The organism is Pseudomonas chlororaphis, from assembly GCA_001023535.1.
Taxonomy (GTDB): Bacteria; Pseudomonadota; Gammaproteobacteria; order Pseudomonadales; family Pseudomonadaceae; genus Aquipseudomonas; species Aquipseudomonas chlororaphis_E.
Genome location: CP011020.1, coordinates 3,757,232 through 3,778,425, shown reverse-complemented (window position 1 = coordinate 3,778,425; position 21,194 = coordinate 3,757,232). Strand labels below are relative to the sequence as shown.

The 21,194-nt window shown below is 61.2% G+C and carries 15 protein-coding genes; all 15 read left to right on the top strand.

Annotated features, from left to right (window positions below; all coding sequences use genetic code 11):
- The first annotated feature begins 9 nt into the window (after positions 1 to 9).
- The 15 genes from flgG to VM99_16690 all read left to right on the top strand — a co-directional run bounded on the left by flgG (position 10) and on the right by VM99_16690 (position 21,167).
- Positions 10 to 795 (top strand): flagellar basal body rod protein FlgG, encoded by a 786-nt coding sequence (flgG, locus tag VM99_16760; protein ID AKJ99639.1) that lies wholly within the window; start codon positions 10 to 12, stop codon positions 793 to 795.
- A gap of 70 nt (positions 796 to 865) precedes the next feature.
- The gene (gene flgH / locus VM99_16755) at positions 866 to 1,561 is read left to right on the top strand and encodes a flagellar basal body L-ring protein (GenBank protein ID AKJ99638.1); all 696 of its coding nucleotides are present in this window, start codon (positions 866 to 868) and stop codon (positions 1,559 to 1,561) included.
- 9 nt (positions 1,562 to 1,570) lie between these two features.
- The gene (locus tag VM99_16750) at positions 1,571 to 2,677 is read left to right on the top strand and encodes a flagellar P-ring protein FlgI (protein AKK01780.1); all 1,107 of its coding nucleotides are present in this window, start codon (positions 1,571 to 1,573) and stop codon (positions 2,675 to 2,677) included.
- A 10-nt stretch (positions 2,678 to 2,687) separates the two neighbouring features.
- Entirely contained in the window at positions 2,688 to 3,992 is a 1,305-nt protein-coding gene (locus VM99_16745) for a flagellar rod assembly protein FlgJ (GenBank protein ID AKJ99637.1), read from the top strand.
- Positions 3,993 to 4,002: 10 nt separating this feature from the next.
- Entirely contained in the window at positions 4,003 to 6,069 is a 2,067-nt protein-coding gene (gene flgK, locus VM99_16740; GenBank protein AKJ99636.1) for a flagellar hook protein FlgK, read from the top strand.
- Between the two features lie 13 nt (positions 6,070 to 6,082).
- Positions 6,083 to 7,648 carry a flagellar hook protein FlgL gene (gene flgL / locus VM99_16735; GenBank protein AKJ99635.1) on the top strand — a complete coding sequence of 522 codons (1,566 nt, stop codon included), beginning with the start codon at positions 6,083 to 6,085 and terminating at the stop codon, positions 7,646 to 7,648.
- 108 nt (positions 7,649 to 7,756) lie between these two features.
- The gene (locus VM99_16730) at positions 7,757 to 11,338 is read left to right on the top strand and encodes a glycosyl transferase family 2 (protein AKK01779.1); all 3,582 of its coding nucleotides are present in this window, start codon (positions 7,757 to 7,759) and stop codon (positions 11,336 to 11,338) included.
- A gap of 63 nt (positions 11,339 to 11,401) precedes the next feature.
- The gene (locus VM99_16725) at positions 11,402 to 14,305 is read left to right on the top strand and encodes a glycosyl transferase family 2 (protein ID AKJ99634.1); all 2,904 of its coding nucleotides are present in this window, start codon (positions 11,402 to 11,404) and stop codon (positions 14,303 to 14,305) included.
- A 318-nt stretch (positions 14,306 to 14,623) separates the two neighbouring features.
- Positions 14,624 to 15,550: a beta-ketoacyl-ACP synthase gene (locus VM99_16720; GenBank protein ID AKK01778.1), complete on the top strand. Its 927-nt coding sequence runs from the start codon at positions 14,624 to 14,626 to the stop codon at positions 15,548 to 15,550.
- Between the two features lie 337 nt (positions 15,551 to 15,887).
- The gene (locus VM99_16715) at positions 15,888 to 16,736 is read left to right on the top strand and encodes a flagellin (GenBank protein ID AKJ99633.1); all 849 of its coding nucleotides are present in this window, start codon (positions 15,888 to 15,890) and stop codon (positions 16,734 to 16,736) included.
- Positions 16,737 to 16,808: 72 nt separating this feature from the next.
- Positions 16,809 to 17,174, top strand: coding sequence for a flagellar protein FlaG (locus tag VM99_16710; GenBank protein ID AKJ99632.1), 366 nt, complete (start codon positions 16,809 to 16,811; stop codon positions 17,172 to 17,174).
- Between the two features lie 82 nt (positions 17,175 to 17,256).
- The gene (locus tag VM99_16705) at positions 17,257 to 18,687 is read left to right on the top strand and encodes a flagellar hook protein FliD (GenBank protein ID AKJ99631.1); all 1,431 of its coding nucleotides are present in this window, start codon (positions 17,257 to 17,259) and stop codon (positions 18,685 to 18,687) included.
- 131 nt (positions 18,688 to 18,818) lie between these two features.
- Positions 18,819 to 19,214 carry a flagellar biosynthesis protein FliS gene (locus VM99_16700; protein ID AKJ99630.1) on the top strand — a complete coding sequence of 132 codons (396 nt, stop codon included), beginning with the start codon at positions 18,819 to 18,821 and terminating at the stop codon, positions 19,212 to 19,214.
- A gap of 11 nt (positions 19,215 to 19,225) precedes the next feature.
- Positions 19,226 to 19,522 (top strand): flagellar assembly protein FliT, encoded by a 297-nt coding sequence (locus VM99_16695; GenBank protein ID AKJ99629.1) that lies wholly within the window; start codon positions 19,226 to 19,228, stop codon positions 19,520 to 19,522.
- Between the two features lie 169 nt (positions 19,523 to 19,691).
- The gene (locus VM99_16690; GenBank protein ID AKJ99628.1) at positions 19,692 to 21,167 is read left to right on the top strand and encodes an ATPase AAA; all 1,476 of its coding nucleotides are present in this window, start codon (positions 19,692 to 19,694) and stop codon (positions 21,165 to 21,167) included.
- Positions 21,168 to 21,194: the final 27 nt, after the last annotated feature.

Below are 21,194 nucleotides of genomic sequence, written 5' to 3'. Positions count from 1 at the left end.
GAGAATCGAATGCTTCCGGCTTTGTGGGTTGCCAAAACAGGTTTGTCCGCCCAGGACACCAACCTGACCACCATTTCCAACAACCTGGCGAACGTCTCGACCACGGGTTTCAAGCGTGATCGTGCCGAGTTCCAGGACCTGCTGTACCAGGTCAAGCGTCAGCCAGGTGCCCAGTCGACCCAGGACAGCGAGCTGCCGTCGGGCCTGCAAGTGGGTACCGGTGTGCGCATCGTCGGCACCCAGAAGAACTTCAACGCCGGTAGCCTGCAAACCACCGAGCAGCCGCTGGACATGGCCATCGACGGTCGCGGTTTCTTCCAGATCCTGCAGCCGGACGGCACCACGTCCTACACCCGTGACGGTACCTTCCACCTCGACTCCAATGGCCAGATCGTCAATGCCAGCGGTTTCGCCCTGGAACCGGCCATCATCATCCCGAACGATGCCCAGACCTTCACCGTGGGCCGCGACGGTACCGTGTCCATCACCGTGGCAGGCAACCCGGCCGCCCAGGTGATCGGCAACCTGCAGACCGCCGACTTCATCAATCCGGCCGGCTTGCAGGCCGTGGGCAACAACCTGTTCCTGGAGACCGCCGCCAGTGGCGCGCCGCAAATCGGCACCCCGGGCCTGAACGGTTTCGGCACCACGCTGCAGAACACCCTGGAAACCTCCAACGTGAGCACGGTCGAGGAGATGGTCAACATGATCACCACCCAGCGCGCCTACGAAATGAACTCCAAGGTGATCTCCACCGCCGACCAGATGCTCTCGTTCGTCACGCAGAATCTGTAATCGTCCCAACATCTGTACTTACGTAGACAGGGCGGCCCGTAGGTCGCCTGCAACACCGAGAGGTAGGGTCATGAAACGCTTTGTATCTGTACTGGCATTGAGTGGGATCACCGCGCTTGCGGGTTGTGTCGCGCCAACGCCCAGGCCCAATGACCCGTACTACGCGCCGGTGTTGCCGCGTACACCGTTGCCGGCTGCGGCCAACAATGGCTCGATCTACCAGGCCGGCTTCGAGCAGAACCTGTACAGCGACCGCAAGGCATTCCGGGTCGGTGACATCATCACCATCACCCTGAACGAGCGGACCCAGGCCAGCAAGAACGCCAACTCGCAGATGGACAAGACCAGCGCCACCAGCGTCGGCCTGACCTCGCTGTTCGGTTCCAGCCTGACCACCAACAACCCGATCGGCAGCAACGACCTGAGCCTCAATGCCGGCTACAACGCCGACCGGGCGACCAAGGGCGACAGCAAGTCCGGCCAGAGCAACAGCCTGACCGGTTCGATCACCGTGACCGTCGCCGACGTGCTGCCCAACGGCATCATCGTCGTGCGGGGCGAGAAGTGGCTGACCCTCAACACCGGTGACGAACTGGTGCGCATCGCCGGCATGGTTCGTGCCGACGACATCGCCACCGACAACACCGTTTCGTCCACCCGCGTGGCTGATGCGCGCATTACCTATTCGGGCACCGGTGCCTTCGCCGATGCCAGTCAGCCCGGTTGGTTCGATCGTTTCTTCCTCAGCCCGAAGTTCCCTTTCTAGGTGGCCCCGTTGAATCTTAAACAGCTGTTGCTCGGTGCGCTGATGATGTCGGCAGCCTTCGCCGCTCAAGCCGAGCGCCTGAAGGACATCGCCAGCATTTCCGGCGTGCGCTCCAACCAGTTGATCGGCTACGGCCTGGTCGTGGGCCTCAATGGCACCGGTGACCAGACCACCCAGACCCCGTTCACGCTGCAGACCTTCAACAACATGTTGTCGCAGTTCGGCATCAAGGTGCCGGCCGGTTCCGGCAACGTGCAGTTGAAGAACGTCGCGGCGGTGTCGGTCAGTGCCGACCTGCCGGCTTTCGCCAAGCCCGGCCAGCAGGTGGATATCACCGTTTCGTCCATCGGTAACTCCAAGAGCCTGCGCGGCGGTACCTTGCTGCTGACGCCGCTCAAGGGTATCGACGGCAACGTCTACGCCATCGCCCAGGGCAACCTGGTGGTGGGCGGCTTCGACGCCGAGGGGCGCGACGGTTCGAAGATCACTGTCAATGTTCCGTCGGCCGGTCGCATCCCTGGCGGTGCGTCGGTGGAACGTGCGGTGCCGAGTGGTTTCAACCAGGGCAACAGCCTGACGCTGAACCTCAACCGTTCCGACTTCACCACCGCCAAGCGCATCGTCGACAAGATCAACGACATGCTCGGCCCAGGCGTGGCCCAGGCCATCGACGGCGGCTCGATCCGGGTCACCGCGCCGCTGGATCCGAGCCAGCGGGTCGACTACCTGTCGATCCTGGAAAACCTCGAAGTCGATCCGGGCCAGGCCGTGGCGAAAGTCATCATCAATTCGCGCACCGGTACCATCGTGATCGGCCAGAACGTCAAGGTTTCACCGGCCGCCGTGACCCACGGCAGCCTGACCGTGACCATCACCGAAGACCCGATCGTCAGCCAGCCGGGTCCGTTGTCCAACGGCCAGACCGCCGTCGTGCCGCGGTCGCGGGTCAATGCCGAGCAGGAAGCCAAGCCGATGTTCAAGTTCGGCCCGGGCACCACCCTGGATGAAATCGTCCGGGCGGTGAACCAGGTCGGCGCGGCACCGGGCGACTTGATGGCGATCCTCGAAGCCTTGAAGCAGGCCGGCGCGTTGCAAGCCGACCTGATCGTGATCTGAGGGTCGAGCCATGGATATGCGCAAGGGCGCTTTGACCAGCGGCGACTCGGCGTCCTACTCGGACCTGAACCGCTTGAACCAACTCAAGGTTGGCGACAAGAACAGCGATGGCAACCTGCGCAAGGTGGCGCAGGAATTCGAGTCGCTGTTCCTCGGCGAAATGCTCAAGTCCATGCGTTCGGCCACCGAGGCCCTGGGCAAGGACAATCCGATGAATACGCCTGAAGCCAAGCAGTACCAGGAAATGTACGACCAGCAGTTGGCCGTTTCCATGTCCCGCGAAGGCGGCGGTATCGGCCTGGCCGACGTGCTGTTGCGCCAGATGTCCAAGAACAAGCCGCTGGCCCCGGGCGAAGCGGCCACGCTGTCGGCGGCCAAGCAGCAAGAGGCGCTGGACAAGGCGACCAAGGCAGCCGTGCCGACCCCGGTTGCCGCCGGCACCCTGCCCACGGACGGCCCGTTGTCGCGCACCAGCGGCCAGCGTCCACTGTGGGCCTCGCGGGCCGTCAGTGCGCCGCAGGGCGCCGAGGGTGGTCATCGCAACGACATGGAACTGCTCAACCAGCGTCGCCTGGCCCTGCCGCCGAAGCTGGCCGACCGCCTGCTCGCGGGCCTGGTGCCTTCGGCCTCGGTCAATGCCGAGGCCCCGGCGCAGAACCTGCTGCCCGATCGTGCTGTCGCCGCCGTCAAGCCGGCGACCGGCGAGCTGGGCAACGGCGACTGGCTGGCCGCGCTCAAGGCGGCCGACGCGAAACCGGACATGCAGGTCTACGGCCGTGCCGTCGCGCAGCCGCCATTGGCACCGGCGCGCAAGGCTTTCCGCGATGCCGACGAATTCGTCAACGCCATGTTGCCGATGGCCAAGGAAGCTGCGGACCGCATCGGTGTCGACCCACGCTACCTGGTGGCCCAGGCGGCCCTGGAAACCGGTTGGGGCAAATCCGTCATGCGCCAGCCCGATGGCAGCAGCAGCCACAACCTCTTCGGCATCAAGGCGAGCCAGAACTGGAAAGGCGATTCGGCGCGGGCGATCACCAGCGAGTTTCGCAATGGCGAGATGGTCAAGGAGACGGCCGAGTTCCGTTCCTACGCGTCCTATCGCGACAGCTTCCACGACCTGGTCAATCTGTTGCAGAGCAACAGCCGCTATCAAGATGTGCTGAAGTCGGCCGATAACCCCGAACAGTTTGTACGCGAGTTGCAGAAGGCCGGTTACGCCACCGACCCGAACTACGCCCGCAAGATTTCGCATATAGCCCGGCAGATGACGAGTTACCAGAACTACGCATCGGCAGGCGCCACCACGACGTTATAAGGTCTGAACCATGAGTTTGCTCAATATAGGGATGTCAGGTCTGTCCACAAGCCAGACCGCGTTGGTGACCACGGGTAACAACATTGCCAACGTCGATACCGCCGGGTATTCGCGTCAGCAGACCGTGCAGACGACCAAGGCGTCGAACCAGTACGGCAACGTGTTCATCGGCTCTGGCACCACCCTGGCCGACGTGCGTCGGGTGTATAACTCCTACCTCGAAGCACAGCTCAAGACCACCACCTCGCTCAACAGCGATGCGGCGGCCTATCAGGGGCAGATCACGCCGCTCGATTCCCTGTTGTCCGACAGCGGCACCGGCCTGAACGGCGCACTGACCAAGTTTTTCGCCTCGGTGCAGAACGTCAATGCCAAGCCGGGCGACGACGCTTCCCGCCAGTTGCTGCTCAGCGATGCCCAGGCCCTGAGCAACCGCTTCAACTCGGTGGCCAGCCAGTTGACCGCGCAGAACGACAACATCAACGGCAACCTGTCGAACATGGTCGACCAGATCAATAGCCTGGCCACCACCATTTCCCAGTTGAACAAGAAGATCTCCGAAGTCTCCAACTCGGGCGGTGCGCCCAATGACCTGCTGGACTCGCGCGGCGAAGCCATTCGCCAGCTGTCGACCTTCACCGGCACCCAGGTCGTGGAGAACGGCAACAGCCTGGATATCTACCTCGGTTCCGGCCAGCCGCTGGTGATGGGCAACATCACCAACACCCTGCAAGCGGTGCCGGACAAGAACGATCCGGGGCGCATCGGCATCCAGCTCAACAGTGGCTCCAGTTCCATGGACCTGACCCAGGTGCTGACCGGCGGTGAGATCGGTGGCCTGATGCGCTACCGCAGCACCGTGCTCGACCCGGCCATGAACGAGCTGGGCCGTGTGGCGCTGGTCGTCGCCGACCAGATGAACAGCATCCAGGCCTCGGGTATCGACAAGAACGGTGCCTTCGGTTCCAACCTGTTCAGCAGCATCAACAGTGCCGCGCAGATGAGCCAGCGCAGCGTCGCCGCCCTGAACAACAGCGCCGGCGCCGGCAACTTCAACGTGTCCATCGAGGACACCGGCAAGCTGACCACCAACGACTACAAGATCACCTTTACCAGCGGCAGCGACTACACCGTCCAGCGCCTGCCCGATGGCACCTCGATGGGCGCGTTCAACACCGCGACCACGCCGCCACCGGTGGTCGATGGCTTCTCGCTGACCTTCGCCAACGGCACCGCGGCCGCCGGCGACTCGTTCAAGATCACCCCGACCCGCAATGCGGCGGGCAGCATCAAGACCGAGATGACCGATTCCAAGCGGCTGGCGATTGCCGCGCCGTTGGGCGCCGCCATCGCAGCGGGCGGCAGTGGCACGCTGACCATTCCGGCCAGTGGCCAGCCGGCGATGACCACCAAACTGGACATCTACGACGAAGCCACCACCAGCATCATCCAGAACGGCATCCAGAACTCGATGCCGGTCAAGGTGGTGTTCGGCGCGACCTCCGCTGACGGCACGAGCCAGGGTTACCAGTTGCTCGATGCCAAGGGCGGCACGATCAGCAGCGGCACGATCAAGCCTGGCCAGAGCAACACCCTGAGCCTGAGCGTTCCACTCAAGGACGCCAGCGGCAACCCGATCATGGACTCGTCCGTCCCGCCGGTGCAGCGTACCGTCTCGTTCGACATGTCCATCGCCGGCGCGCCTTCCCAGGGGGCGGGCATCAACATCAGCCTCAGCCAGGCCGGCAGCCTGGACAACCGTAACGGCACCGTCCTGGCCGGTTTGCAGACCGCCAAGACCGTGGACACCAATTCCGGCAGCAAGGGCATTTCCCTGAACGATGCCTACGGCAAGCTGGTGGAAGGTGTCGGTGCCAAGGCCGCCCAGGGCAAGCTGGACAGCGCCGCCACCGGCGCCATCCTGAACAACGCCAAGAGCGCCCGCGACTCGCTGTCGGGCGTGGACCTGGACGAAGAAACCGGCAACCTGGTCAAGTTCCAGCAGTACTACACCGCGTCTTCGCAGATCATCAAGGCTGCGCAACAAATCTTCAGCACATTGATCAACAGTCTTTAAGGACCCGTAGCCCATGCGCATTTCTACCTCTCAGTTTTACGAAAGCACGGCTGCGAACTACCAGAAGAACTTCGCCAATGTGGTCAAGACCAGCGAAGAGGCCAGCAGCCTGGTACGGGTGAACACGGCCGCCGATGATCCGGTGGGCGCTTCGCGTCTGCTGCAACTGGGCAACCAGGCGTCGATGCTTTCGCAATACGAAGCGAACGTCACCACGATCAAGGCGACCCTGGGCACCACCGAAGCGGTCATGACCAGCATCGGCAACGTGCTGCAACGCGCCAAGGAATTGGCCGTCAGCGCCGGCAACGCCGCCTACACCGACTCCGACCGCAAGGCGGTGGCCTCGGAATTGGGGTCGATCGAAGAGCAACTGCTGAGCCTGATGAACACCAAGGACGAGAACGGCAAGTACATCTTTGCCGGCTCCAAGGGCGATGTCGTGCCGTTCACCCGCAACGACGACGGCACCTACAGCTACAACGGCGACCAGGTCACCTTGGACCTGCCGATCGGCGACACCATGTCCATGGCCACCAACAGCACCGGCTGGGAAGCATTCCAGCAAGCCGTCAACACCAGCCGTAGCCAGGTCACCATGACTGCGCCAGCGGTGGATGATGGTCGCGTGGTGTTGACCAACGGCCAGGTCTCGTCCGCAGTGACTTACAACAGCCAGTTCCGCAGCGGTGAACCGTACACCGTGGAGTTCGCCAGCGGCACTCAGTTGAAAATCACCGATTCGAGCGGCAACGACGTGACGGCCGAAGCCAGCAAGGGCGGCGTCATCAACCCCAACACCCAGGCCGGGCAGACCGTGAGCTTTCGCGGTGTCGACCTGACCTTGAACGTCAACCTTCATACGGGCGACGCGGCCGGCACGGTGCTGCCTGGTCATACCTTCACCCTGGCGGCCAAGCCCGACAGCTTCACGCCGGCCCGCAGCCCGGGCAACACCACGACGACCCAGATCACCGGCAGCACCATCACCGACCCGGTGGCCTACCACGCCAGTTTCCCGTCGGGGTCGGCCGTGATGAAATTCACCAGTGCCACGGATTTCGACCTGTACGCCGCGCCACTGACCGCCGACAGCAAGCCGGTATCCAGCGGCACCCTGGCAGGCAACGTCGCGACCGCCTCCGGCGTGAGCTTCACGCTCAACGGTGCCCCGGCCGCCGACGATCAGTTCAGCATCGCGGTCAACACCCACGAGACCCAGAACATCCTGGACACCGTGAACCAGTTGCGCTCGGCATTGGAAACGCCCGTCGATGGCAACAACATCGCCGGCCAGAAACTGAACGCGGCGCTGGCTTCGGCCATGGGTAACCTGGCCAGCGGCACTGACCAGCTGACCAGCGCGTTGAGTTCGGTCGGTGGTCGTGGCCAGTCCCTCGACACCCAGAGCGACACCAACCAGAGTTTTGTGTTGGCCAACTCCCAGACCCAGTCGGCGATTCGTGATTCCGACCCGGCCGAAGTGATGACGCGCCTGACCTTGCAGCAGACTATGCTGCAGGCATCGCAGTTGGCGTTCAGCAAGATCGCTCAATTGGGTCTGTTCAACAAAATCTGATCCGGGGCAGGGACCGTGACGCCAGCGCGGTCCCTGACTCGCTCCTTATACGATTCAGGACGTCCTGCTCTCGCCTGAGTTGACGCCCGCCGGTTGAGAGCCATGCGTGTGAAATCAGCTCCTCTTGTCAGTATTGCCATCCCCGCGTTCAACCCACGCTTTTTCACTCTCGCTTTGCAAAGTGCGCTCGACCAGACCTACGAGAACCTGGAGATTGTCATCTGCGACGACTGTCGCACCGATGAAGTCGAGCAGATTGTCCAGACCCTGGGCGCGGGTTCCAACGTCCCCGTGCGCTACCTGCGTAACCCGCAGCGGCTGGGATTCCAGCAGAACCTGTTGCGCTGCCTTGAAGAGTCCCGGGGCGAATTCATCAAGTTCCTGTGCGATGACGACCAGTTGTTGCCGCTCTGCGTCAGCCAGCAGGCGGCGATGCTGCAGGAGCATGCGCAAGTGTCGTTGGTGGTCAGCAAGCATCACCTGATCGATGCCGACAATTACGCCTTGCCGATCCGCTTGGAAAACACCGGCATCACCCAGTTCGATGCGCTGTTCAACGGCACTGACATGCTGGCGTATTTTGAAAAAACCACCCGCAATATTCTCGGCGGCTTCAGTGGTGCGTTAATGCGCCGCACCGATGCCGAGGCCTTGCTGCCCGCGTTGGCGCGGGCCGGTGAAGGTTTCGAGGCTGTCCTCGATTTCGCCCTGTTCATCTGCCTGTTGCGCCGCGGCAACCTGGTCCAGCTTTATGCCGAGGGCAGCGGCCAGCGGTTGCATCCGGATCGCCTGGGGCGTCAGCCCAAGATGCTCGATGCGGCCACGGTGGAACTGACATGGCTCAAGGAAATGCTCGCCCAGCGCAGTGGCGAGCCGGCGCCCGCCAGTGGCTGGGTGCGTTACCAGACGCTGGGGCAGCCCAAGGAGCCGGGGGCACCGGAGTGGGAGGAGGTCAACGTCTACTCGATCATTGCGACCCGGCAGGGCGTTATCGGTTCGCAAGTCGGTACGGACATCGAAAGCTACGCAGACCTCTACGTGCAGTGGCTGGAGTGCCGGCGTTTCAGCCCATTGCGCAAGCAAGTCCTGTCTCGACAGATCGCCCGCTGGGCCTATCGTCCGAGGATAGTCCCCGTCATCATCGACGCGCAGGACGATGCCTATGCGCTGGGGATTACCCTGCAGAGTATTGCTGCCCAGGCCTATGCCTGCGAATCGGTGCTGGTGTTGTCCAATGGTCGCCAGTCACTGGACAACCATGTCCTGCGCCTTGGGCTGCAAGCAGATTGGGCGCAGCAGCTCAATGGCTTGCTGCCCCAGCTGGACGGTGCCGACTGGTTCTACCTGCTGCAGGCCGGCGATCGCCTGACCGAATCGGCGCTGTTGATAATGGCCGACCGGATTGTCGGTTCGCCGGGTGCGGTCTGTCTCTACAGCGATGAAGGCGCGCTGGTGGATGAAAAATCGGCCGAGCCGATCTTCAAGCCCGACTTCAACGTCGACCTCATGCGCGGCTATCCCTATGTCGGTCGGACACTGGCGTTCGAGCGCGAGCGATTCCTGGCCTCGGGTGGGTTCGATCCGAGCCTGGGCGAGTTGGCCCCCCATGACCTGGTCTGGCGACTGGTGGAAACGGACGGGCCGCAAGTCATTGGGCATATTCCCGAGGTCCAGGTCGAGTCGATGTTCTCGTTCGCCCAATGGCTCTCGCTGCCCGAGGTCATCGAGCAGAACGCCCGGCTGGTCGGCGCTCACCTGCAGCGCATCGGCGTACCGCACCGGCTGCATCCGGGGCCGCTCCTGGCGTTGATCCCGCGCATCGAATATCTGTTCGACGAGCGGCCGCTGGTGTCGATCGTCATCAGCGTCAAGGATGACCTGGGCGCGCTGGAACGCTGCGTCAACAGCCTGATCAGCACGACCACGTATCCGCACTACGAAATCATCATCGTCGATAACGCCAGCGAGAACGCCGAGCTGCAACATTGGTTGCGGGCAATGGCCGAATTGGGCAGCGACACCCTGCGAATATTCACCCACCCGGGAAGCGACAACGAAGCCGTGATCCGCAACTTCGCCGTGCAGCAGGCCCGCGGTGAATACCTGTTGTTGCTCAACCCCAATTGCATCGTGCTGGAAGCCGCCTGGCTGGACGAGCTGCTCAATCATGGGCAGCGTCCCGAGGTTGGCATCGTCGGGCCCCGCACACTCAACCAGCAAGGGCGGGTCATCGATTCCGGCATGATCATGGGGCTCGGTGGCCTGGCGGGCAGGGCCTTTGTCAACGAGTCGGTCACGTCAGGCGGCTATATGCAACGCTTGCAGACCGTGCAGAACTGGAGCGCTGTCGGCGATCACTGCCTGTTGGTGCGCAAGCAGGTGCTGGAGGAGACCGGTGGGTTCGATGAGTCGATCACGACGCAGCGCATCAATGCCCTGGAACTGTGCCAGCAGGTCGGGAAAAACGGTTACCTGATCGTTACCACCCCTTACAGTGACGTGGTGCTGGCGTCTGGCGTGGAAGCCAGTCGCGATGCCTCCTGGAAGCAGCGGTTGGAGCTCGAACAGGAGGCGTTCTATCAGCGCTGGTTGCCCAGGATCGCCAATGATCCTGCCTACAACCGTAACCTGACCCTGACCGGGAAAAGCTTCAGCCTCGAACCCGGACCCCGCACCGGCTGGAATCCCTTGATTACCCGCAACGTGCCTTCGATCCTGGGGATGGCGGTCAATACCTCGGCGGTGGGGCACTACCGTGTCAGCCAGCCGTTGTTCGAACTGGAAGCGGCAGGGCGGATCGTGGGACGTGTTGCCTACGATACGCCTTCGATCATCGATATCGAGCGTCAGTCACCCGATGTGATCGTGCTTCAAGGTCGCTATAACGTGGGCAAGTTCAAGGACATCGCCCAGGTCAAGAATTACTCCAAGGCCATGCGCATCTACGAATTGGATGACTACATCGCCAACGTCCCGGAAAAAAACGAACACCGTCGCAATATGCCGGACAACCTCGAAGACTTGCTACGCCGGGGGATCGCCCAGTGTGATCGGGTGGTGGTTTCCACCCATCCGCTGGCGGACGTCTTGTCCAGCATGCACCACGATATCCGCGTGGTGCCGAACATGTTGGCGGCCGGCCTGTGGCACCAGCTCAGAAGCCTGCGTGCCACCTCCAGCAAGCCGCGTATCGGTTGGGGCGGCGGCACCAGCCACCGTGGCGACCTGGAGCTCATTGCAGATGTCGTGCGTGAACTGGCTGACGAAGTCGAATGGGTTTTCTTCGGCATGTGCCCGGATCTGCTCAAGCCCTATATCCATGAGTTCCATCCTGGCGTGAGCCTGGCGGCGTATCCGGCAAAGCTTGCCAGCCTGAACCTTGACCTGGCCCTGGCGCCGCTTGAGTTTCATGTTTTCAATGACTGCAAGAGCAACCTTCGCCTGCTGGAGTACGGTGCGTGTGGCTATCCGGTCATTTGCTCGGATACCGAAGCTTACCGGGGGCATTTGCCTTGTACGCGGATTCTCACCAACAGCAGCGAAGAATGGCTGGAGGCGATCCGCATGCACCTGGCAGACCCGATTGCCAGTTACCGGATGGGCGACGAATTACGTGAAGTGGTGCTGCGCGACTTTATCTTGCGCGGCGATAACCTGCAGTACTGGGCCAACGGCTGGCTGCCGGATTGATGGGTTTCAACCTTGAAACTCCCGGTGTCGCTGATGCGGTCACCCACTCGTTAAGGAATGAATATGCAAAGCAATGTCCCAACAGGATCGTCTGCGCCGTTGAATGAACGGTTGACCCTGGTGCTGCTCGCTCACGACCAGTCGACTGCCCTGCGGCGGGCGTTGCACCACTACCGCGACGGTTCATTCGCCGTGCTGGTCATCGACTCGTCCAGCCAACCCGGCGGCGACATCACGGCAGCGTTCCCAGGCGTGCAATACCTGCATGCACCCACGGCCACGGGTTTCGGCGACAAGGTTCGCCAGGCTGTAGAGCGCGTCGCCACGCCTTACCTGGCAGTGGCCGATGCCGAGGATTTCCTGCTGCCCCAAGCGCTCGAGCAGGCGTTGCAGTTCCTTGAGGCACACCCCGACTACAGTGCCTGCCAAGGCTACAGCCTGGCGTTCGAGGCCCACGCCGATCGTGTCGACTACTACTTGCTCGACCGCAAGGGCTGTGATGACTACCGCGGAGCATCGGCCGAAGCGCGACTGGCCGCGTTTGCCGATGATTGCCCGTCGCTGGCCAATGCCCTCGTGCGCACTGAAACCCTGCGGCGCAGCTACGCGTCGTTGCCCACCGGTTTTGAGTCACGATTGCAGGAAGCCGGCCATACCTATGGTGTGGTGAGCGAAGCCTCGGTGCGCCTGCTGGACATTCCGTACGGTGTGCATGAACGCGGTCGCGTGGCGCCGCCGCGAAGCCCGTCCGCAGTGCCGGGTTCCCAGGACCTGCGCGCGGCCGCCGAACAGGAACGCCTGGCCACGACGTTGGCTAGCGCATTGGGTGCGGGAGCCTCGACGCGCGAGCACGCCAAAACCATCGTGAAGAAACTGGCCGAGCGCTCGGTGCCGCAGTCTGGCAAGCTGTTGGAGTCTGCTTGGGATTCGCGGCGTGGCGAATCGGTTCGCCGGTTCGAACCGACGCAATACGTCGAGATGCCTTTCTATAACCGGGCGTTCTTTGACGAACTCACCGACCTGGAATTCCTGCTTCATGCGGCGCCAAGCGGGCAGGTGCAGTTGAGGGAGCTGGAAGCGGTCATGCTCAAGCAGAAGGAGCTGTCTCGCCCCCAACGCAATGCCAGCGCCGAGCCGCTTGATGAACAACTGGCGAGGGCTTTCCTCAGCTATGCGTTCAACCAGGACCTGATCAAGCAACTGCTCGAACTCATGCAGGCCAAGGGTGACAAGCGCTACGTGCAAATGCTCCAGGCCTGGGACCAACGGCTCAAGGCGGCGGCGTTTGAAAATACTGCGAGGTTGTTCGACACCACGCGCTCCGGCCAATTGCTGGCCTGGCTCGAAGCGCGTGAGCCGAGCGCCAGTGACGCCCGGAAAGTCTCCAAATACCTGGCCGCCCGCAACGGTGGCCCGACGTTCGGCATTTTGATCCTGGACCTGGACGCCGACATCTTCAAAATGCAGGCGACGTTCGACAGCGTCATCAATGGCTATTGCCGGGCGTTCAAGATTGTTGTGTTTACCACCGGCGATCTGCCGGCCGAGACCACGTCAAAGAATGTCCTGCATTTCGTCAAGGTCAACGAAAGCAACTACGTCGACAAGATCAACCAGGTGGTCAGCCAAAGCGATTGCGATTGGATGGTCATGGCCGAGGCCGGTGATGAGCTGACGCCGGGCGGCCTGTTCCGCGCGGGTGTGGAATTGCTGGGCGCTCCACAGTGCCAGGCTGTGGCAATGGATGAGTTCCAACGTCAGCCCGACGGGACGCTGGCCGATGTGTTCCGGCCAGGGTTCAACCTCGACTTGCTGCTGAACGCCCCGGCCTTGATGGCCCGTCATTGGCTGGTACGCCGCGAGACGTTGGTCAGGCTCGGCGGCTATTCCCGCGAGTTCAAGCAAGCGATGGAGTTCGACCTGCTGTTGCGTTTGATCGAGCAGGACGGCCTGGAAGGGCTTGCCCACCTGGATGAGCCTTTGCTGACCTGTCAGGCGCCGGCGGTGGAAGACAACGCCGATGAACGCAAGACGTTGCTGCGTCACCTGGCGGTGCGTGGTTATCAAGCCGATGTGAGCGCGTCGGTGCCGGGGACACACAAGATCGACTACCGCTTTGCCGAGCGTCCGATGGTGTCGATCATCGTCCATGGCATCACCGACCTGACGCCGCTGCAGCGCTGCTTGCTCAGCGTGCTGCAACGCACCCGGTATCAGCGCTACGAGGTGTTGGTTCCGCTCGTGGCGGCCGAGCACGCGACGCTGCGCACCTGGCTCGGTGGCCAGGGGCATCAGGCCAGTCGGGTGCGGTTACTGGAGATCGAACCCGGCGTCGCAACGGGGTCGTTGATCAACGCCGTCAGCCAGGAGGCCAAGGGTGACTATCTGGTGACCCTGGCGGCCGACAGCGAGGTGCTCAACGTCAACTGGATCGAGTCGTTGCTCAACCAGGCCTTGCGTCCGGAAGTCGGTGTGGTCGGCGCCAGGCTGATCGAGCGCGATGGGCGTATCAGCCAGGCTGGCTTGATCCTGGGCTTGAATGACGAGGTGGGCTCGCCTTTCATCGGCGAATCGAAAACCGCCAAGGGCTACATGAACAGGCTGGTGGTCGAGCAGAACTGTTCGGCGGTGTCGTTCGCCTGCCTGATGATTTCCCGGCAGTTGTTCAACGCGGCCGACGGCATCGACAGCGGACTGTTCGACGAGGCCCTGGGGGATGTCGACCTGTGCCTCAGGGTGGGCCAGGCGGGTTACCTGACGGTCTGGACGCCCCATGTGCAGGTCATCCAGTCCGGCGTGCTGGCCAGTACGCCCGAGGCGCTTGCGGCGCTGCGTGGCAAGTGGTCCGGGGCGTTCGCTCAGGACCGTTTCTACAACGCCAACCTGTCGCTGCAAGGTGCGGGTTTCGCCCTGGGACCGGTGCGCAACGTACCGTGGACCGAACTGCTCGACGAACCTGCCGCCTGACCTCGCTGCTCAGCGTCGGCAGGGTGAACCTGCCGGCGCACTTGCCGAAGTACCCCACTCATCACCCGATGCCTGCCCGCAGTCTCTGACGGACGCGGGCAATGACACGGCTTCGTTTGTCATGAAAAAATGCCTCTGCGGGACAAAACGGCGTGACGCATAGGTCATAAAGTGCATCTTCACTGTATTGTATTCCGCGGAGTGGAGGCCCGTTCGTTTGCCTGGCAATGGCCTGCGCCCTTGGAAATCAACCATTTTGAAGCGCCCCTGAGCTTTTGGGGGTGGAACCTAGTCGCAGTTTATGATCGGGAAGCCATGATGATTGGCATAAAAAGCATAGCGAGTTACGTGCCGACCGCTGGCGTGGATAACTACGCTCAGGGTGCCAAATTCGAGAAGGATGAGGAGTTCATCCTTGGCAAGATCGGTTCGGCGTTCCTGCCGCGCAAAGACGCCGACCAGGAAACCTCGGACCTGTGTGTCGAAGCCGTGAACGCCTTGTTCGCCAACAACCCGCAGCTGTCGCGCGAGTCCATCGACGCGCTGATCGTGGTCACCCAGAACGGTGACGAAGAAGGGCTGCCCCATACCGCGGCCATCGTGCAGGACAAGCTGGGGCTGCCGACTCACGTGGCGGCATTCGATATCTCGCTGGGCTGCTCGGGCTACGTCTACGGTATCTACGCTCTCAAAGGCTTCATGGAGGCCGCTGGGCTGAAGAACGGCCTGTTGGTGACGGCTGACCCTTATTCGAAGATCGTCGACCCTGAAGACCGCAACACCACCATGCTGTTCGGCGATGCCGCCACGGCCACCTGGATGGCCGAAGGGGCCAACTGGCAGTTGGGCAAGTCCAAGTTCGGCACCGACGGCTCCGGCGCGCCGCACTTGAAGGTCAGCGACGGCGTGTTTTTCATGAACGGCCGCCAGGTGTTCAATTTTGCCTTGTTGAAAGTGCCGGCCCATTTGCACGAGCTGCTCGATGAATCCTCGCTGCAAGCCAGCGACATCGATGCCTTCTGCATCCACCAGGGCAGCGCGGCGATCGTCGATGCCGTGGCGCGCCGTTTCGAGGGTGAGCCCGAGAAATTCATCAAGGACATGGTCGAGACCGGCAACACCGTATCGTCGAGCATTCCGCTGCTGCTGGAGAAGCACGTGCTGGATGCCGACTGGAAGCGCGTGGCGATCAGCGGTTTCGGCGTGGGCCTGTCGTGGGGATCGGCGATTCTCTATCGCGACTGATTCACACCGGAACATAAATGTGGGGGCGGGCTTGCCCGCGAAGGCGTCGGTACTTCAGCACAGATACAAGCTGATCCACCGCCTTCGCGAGCAAGCCCGCTCCCACTTTTTTTGCCTGCGATTTCATGGATCAGGTTTTTGACGCCATTTTTCAGCGCTTCGCTCCACGCTAAGCCCTTGTTTATCAAGGGGTGGCAGTCTGCTAGCAAATTTTTTGAAAAAAGCCCTCAAGCAAGTTCCCAACCCGACGATAACTATTACGAAGGTTCTCTAGGCCACACCCCGGCGGTTGCCAAAGGGCCGGAAGCCGCAGTACCCAACCAACGAGGAATTCGTCATGGCTTTAACAGTAAACACCAACACTACTTCGCTGAACGTTCAGAAGAACTTGAACCGTGCTTCCGACGCTCTCTCCACTTCGATGACTCGTCTGTCTTCCGGCCTGAAAATCAACAGCGCCAAAGACGACGCCGCCGGCCTGCAGATCGCTACCCGTATGACCTCGCAAATCCGCGGTCAGACCATGGCAATCAAAAACGCCAACGACGGTATCTCCATGGCGCAGACCGCTGAAGGCGCGATGCAAGAGCAAACCAACATTCTGCAGCGTATGCGTGAACTGGCCATCCAGTCCCGTAACGATAGCAACAGCGCAGATGACCGTATCGCTCTGAACAAAGAGTTCTCGCAGATGAGCGACGAACTGACCCGTATCGCCAACAGCACCAACCTGAACGGCAAGAACCTGCTCGACGGTACTGCTAGCACCATGACCTTCCAGGTTGGTTCGAACACCGGTTCCGACAACCAGATCTCCCTGACCCTGAGCGCCAGCTTCGACGCCGCGGCCCTGGGTGTTGACTCGGCAATCACCATCGTTGGTTCCGACAGCGCTACTGCTGAAACCAACTTCTCGGCCGCAATGGACGCAATCACCAGCGCGATCGACACCATCAACAGTGCTCGTGCCGACCTCGGTGCTGCTCAGAACCGTTTCGCCAGCACCATCTCCAACCTGCAGAACATCAACGAAAACGCCAGTGCTGCACTGGGTCGCGTACAAGATACCGACTTCGCTGCTGAAACTGCACAACTGACCAAGCAGCAGACTCTGCAGCAAGCGTCGACTTCGGTTCTGGCCCAGGCCAACCAACTGCCATCCGCTGTACTGAAGCTGCTTCAGTAATAGCTGGATGAGTTTTAGCGGGGGAGTGCGCATGCGTGCTCTCTCGCTTTTTCCGTTCAAGAGGTGATGGACATGGATATGAGCGTGAAGCTGAACTTGTCTTATCCAGCGGCGAAGCCGACGCCTACAGTGGCCGACAAGCCAGTGGAGAAGCCTCAAGCCGATGTTGTTTCCGTGGCACCGGTCAAGGAAACTCCCAAGGACGCTGCTGCCGAGCAAGACAAACTCAAGAAGGCCGTTCAGGAAATCGAGAAGTTCGTCCAGTCGGTCAAGCGTAATCTGGAGTTCTCTATTGATGAGCCTTCAGGCAAAGTAGTGGTCAAAGTCATCGCCAGCGGTTCCGGTGAAGTGATTCGCCAGATCCCGAACGAAGAAGTTCTGAAACTGGCGAACAGTTTGAATGATGCAAACAGCTTGTTGTTCAGCGCTGAAGCCTGACAATCGGCACGAATTTCGTTGCTATGTACTTTTGGGCGTTGTAGGGGTCAAAAGGCCGGCGACACACTGAAGGGAGTTCCTCATGGCAAGTCCAATTCTACCTGGCCTGGGGCTGGGTTCTGGCCTTAATACGACTGAGATCGTCAAGGCGCTGGTCGATTCCGACAAGGCTGCCAAGCAAGGTCAGATCACCCGAGCCACCACCACGACTAGCAACAGTATCTCGGGGGTCGGAACCCTGAAGTCGTTGCTGGCAGCCTTCAACACCGCCATGAAGGACTTGGGCAACACCAGAACCCCGCAATTCGCGGGTTTTGCCGCAACCTCTTCCGTCCCCGGTGTCCTCACGGCTACCGCCAGCAACACGGCGGTGAACGGCACTTACGCCATCAAGGTCACCAACCTCGCCACGGCGTCCAAGGTCACCTCGGCGGCTTTCGCCGGCGGTACGACCAGTGCGATCCCTTCCGGCACGCTGACCATCGCGCAGAAGGGGGTCAACTACAACCTCACTGTGCCGGATGGTTCGACCCTGCAATCGGTGCGTGACGCGATCAACGCCGACTCGTCCATGAAGGCCGCCGGTTTGAGCGCCAACATCGTGACCGACTCCTTTGGTTCGCGGCTGGTGCTGGGTTCCACCACCACCGGCGCAGGTTCCGACATCTCGGTCAGCGGCATCGCCGGGCTGGAGATCGATGGGACGAACGTCGTGGGTGCCAACGGTGCTGCGCTGACGGCCACCTCGGCGGGCGCTATCGGTGCCCTGGCCCAGGACGCCGTGTTTTCCGTCGACGGCATGAAGCTGACCAGCGCAAGCAATACGGTGAGCACGGCGATTTCCGGACTGACCCTGAACCTGGTCGGAGTGCCAGGGGACGGAACGTCAACCGTTACCGTCGCGCCGAACAATGATGGCCTGAAAGCCTCGATCCAGAAATTCGTCGACGCCTACAACGCGGTCGCCAACAGTGTCACTGCGCTGACCAAGCCGTCCCTGGACGATGATGGCAACCCGACGATACCGGCCAAGCTGACCGGTGACTCTTTGCCTCGCTCGCTCCTGGCGACGATCCGCGAACCGTTGTCCCAGACGGGCGCCGGCGACAAGCTGACGGTGCTGGCCCAGCTGGGTATTACCACCGACCAGAAGACGGGCGCGTTGAACTTCGATACCGCCAAGTTCAACACGGCCATGAACGACAAGAAGCTGAGCGGTGAAGTCCAGACGATGTTCACCGGTACCAACGGCTTGCTGGAGCGCATGGGCAAGGCGATCGAACCCTTCACCCAGACCGGCGGCATTCTCGACCAGCGGACCTCTGCGCTGACCAAGACCCAGACCCGCCTCAAGAGCGATCAGGCGGCCCTGGATCGCCGGGTCGAGACCTTGACGGCCTCGTTGACCAAGAAGTACAACGACATGGACACCCTGGTCGGCAAGCTGAAGGCCACGGCCAGTAACATCACTTCGATGTTCGAGGCTCTGACGGCGCAACAGCGAAACAGCTGATTTCGACCGATGCAAAAAAGCCCGGCAACGTTTTGACAACGTTCCGGGCTTTCGGCTTTTCGGTCTAAAGTTTTTTGACGCAGCGTCGATACGCTGTTTATACGAACCGAAGATTTTTGATGAGGTAGAACATGAATCCGATGTTGGCCCTTCGCCAATACCAGAAGATTGGCGCCCAGGCGCAAACCTCCGAGGCAAGTCCCCATCGTCTGGTGCAGATGCTCATGGAAGGTGGGCTGGACCGTATTGCCCAGGCCAAGGGCGCGATGGAGCGCAAGGACATCGCCAGCAAAGGCATCCTGATCAGCAAGGCCATCGGCATCATCGGCGGCCTGCGTGAAGGGCTGGACCTGGAGAACCAGGCCGAGTCGGTGACGGAGCTGGACAACCTGTATGCCTACATGATCAAGCGTCTGACCGACGCCAACATCCAGACCGATCCGAAGATCCTCGACGAAGTCGCCGATCTGCTGCGCACGGTCAAAGAAGGCTGGGATGGCATCGCCGCGCCTGGTCCGCAATTCTAAGGAGCACTCTCATGAGTCTTGTCTTGCAGCGAATAGAACAAACCCGTGATGCGTTGGTCGATGCCCTGGCCCAGCGCAACTGGGAGGCAATCGGTCAGTTGGACTTGACGTGCCGTTCGTGCATGGAAGACGTCCTGAGTGAATCCGGGGTGGACGAGGCGACGTTGCGTAACAATCTTGAGGAATTGCTGGGGGTCTACAAGCAGTTGCTCGAGGCGGCGACAGGGGAGCGCCAGGCAATCGTCGACGAGATGTCGCAAGTCCATCAAGCACAGAACGCTGCAAAGGTTTACCATCTGTTCGGTTAATGCTCAGTTAATCCAACGCCGCTGCGCCATAAATTTGACTGTGCACGGTTTTTTGACTTAACTAGTATCTGTTTACAGATTTGAGGCGTCTACAGGCATGACAAGTCTGCAAGCGTCTAGCTTGCCCCCTAATTTCGGGCATTGGGTTGACTAGGGAAGTTGCTATTGCATGTGGCGTGAAACCAAAATTCTCCTGATCGATGACGATAGCGTTCGCCGCCGTGACCTGGCGGTGATCCTGAATTTTCTTGGCGAAGAAAATCTGCCCTGCGGCAGCCATGATTGGCAGCAGGCCGTCGGCTCCTTGTCGTCCAGCCGTGAAGTCATTTGTGTCCTTATCGGGACCGTAAATGCTCCCGCTACGCTATTGGGCTTGCTAAAGACACTCTCAACCTGGGATGAGTTCCTTCCGGTTTTGTTGATGGGCGAAAATTCTTCCCTTGACTTGCCAGAAGACCAGCGTCGCCGTGTGCTTTCCACGCTCGAAATGCCGCCCAGCTACAGCAAGTTGCTGGATTCGCTGCACCGTGCGCAGGTCTATCGCGAGATGTACGACCAGGCCCGCGAGCGCGGCCGGCACCGCGAACCCAATCTTTTCCGCAGCCTCGTCGGCACCAGCCGGGCCATCCAGCACGTTCGCCAGATGATGCAGCAGGTCGCCGATACCGATGCCAGCGTGCTGATCCTGGGCGAGTCGGGTACCGGCAAGGAAGTGGTCGCGCGCAACCTGCATTACCATTCCAAGCGCCGCGAAGCGCCGTTCGTGCCGGTCAATTGCGGAGCGATTCCGGCCGAATTGCTGGAAAGCGAACTGTTCGGCCATGAGAAGGGCGCCTTCACCGGTGCCATCACCAGTCGCGCCGGGCGTTTCGAGCTGGCCAATGGTGGCACGCTGTTTCTCGATGAAATCGGCGACATGCCCCTGCCGATGCAGGTCAAGCTGCTGCGGGTCTTGCAGGAGCGTACATTCGAGCGCGTGGGCAGTAACAAGACCCAAAGCGTCGATGTACGGATCATTGCCGCGACCCACAAGAATCTCGAGAGCATGATCGAGATCGGCAGTTTCCGCGAAGACCTCTATTACCGCCTCAACGTATTCCCGATCGAAATGGCGCCGCTGCGTGAGCGGGTCGAAGACATTCCGCTGCTGATGAATGAATTGATTTCGCGCATGGAGCACGAGAAGCGCGGTTCGATCCGCTTCAACTCGGCAGCGATCATGTCCTTGTGCCGGCATGGCTGGCCGGGCAACGTCCGCGAGCTGGCCAACCTGGTGGAGCGCATGGCGATCATGCACCCGTACGGGGTGATCGGTGTGAACGAACTGCCGAAGAAATTCCGCTATGTCGACGATGAAGACGAGCAGATGGTCGACAGCCTGCGCAGTGATCTGGAAGAGCGGGTGGCGATCAACGGCCACACACCGGACTTCACCGCCAATGCCCTGCTGCCACCCGAAGGCCTGGACCTCAAGGACTACCTTGGCGGCCTGGAGCAAGGGCTGATCCAGCAGGCCCTGGACGACGCCAACGGAATTGTCGCCCGTGCTGCGGAACGCCTGCGCATTCGCCGGACCACCCTGGTGGAAAAAATGCGCAAGTACGGCATGAGCCGACGCGAAGGTGATGAACAGGCGGATGATTGACGCCTGTTTTCCACGCGCCTGACTGTT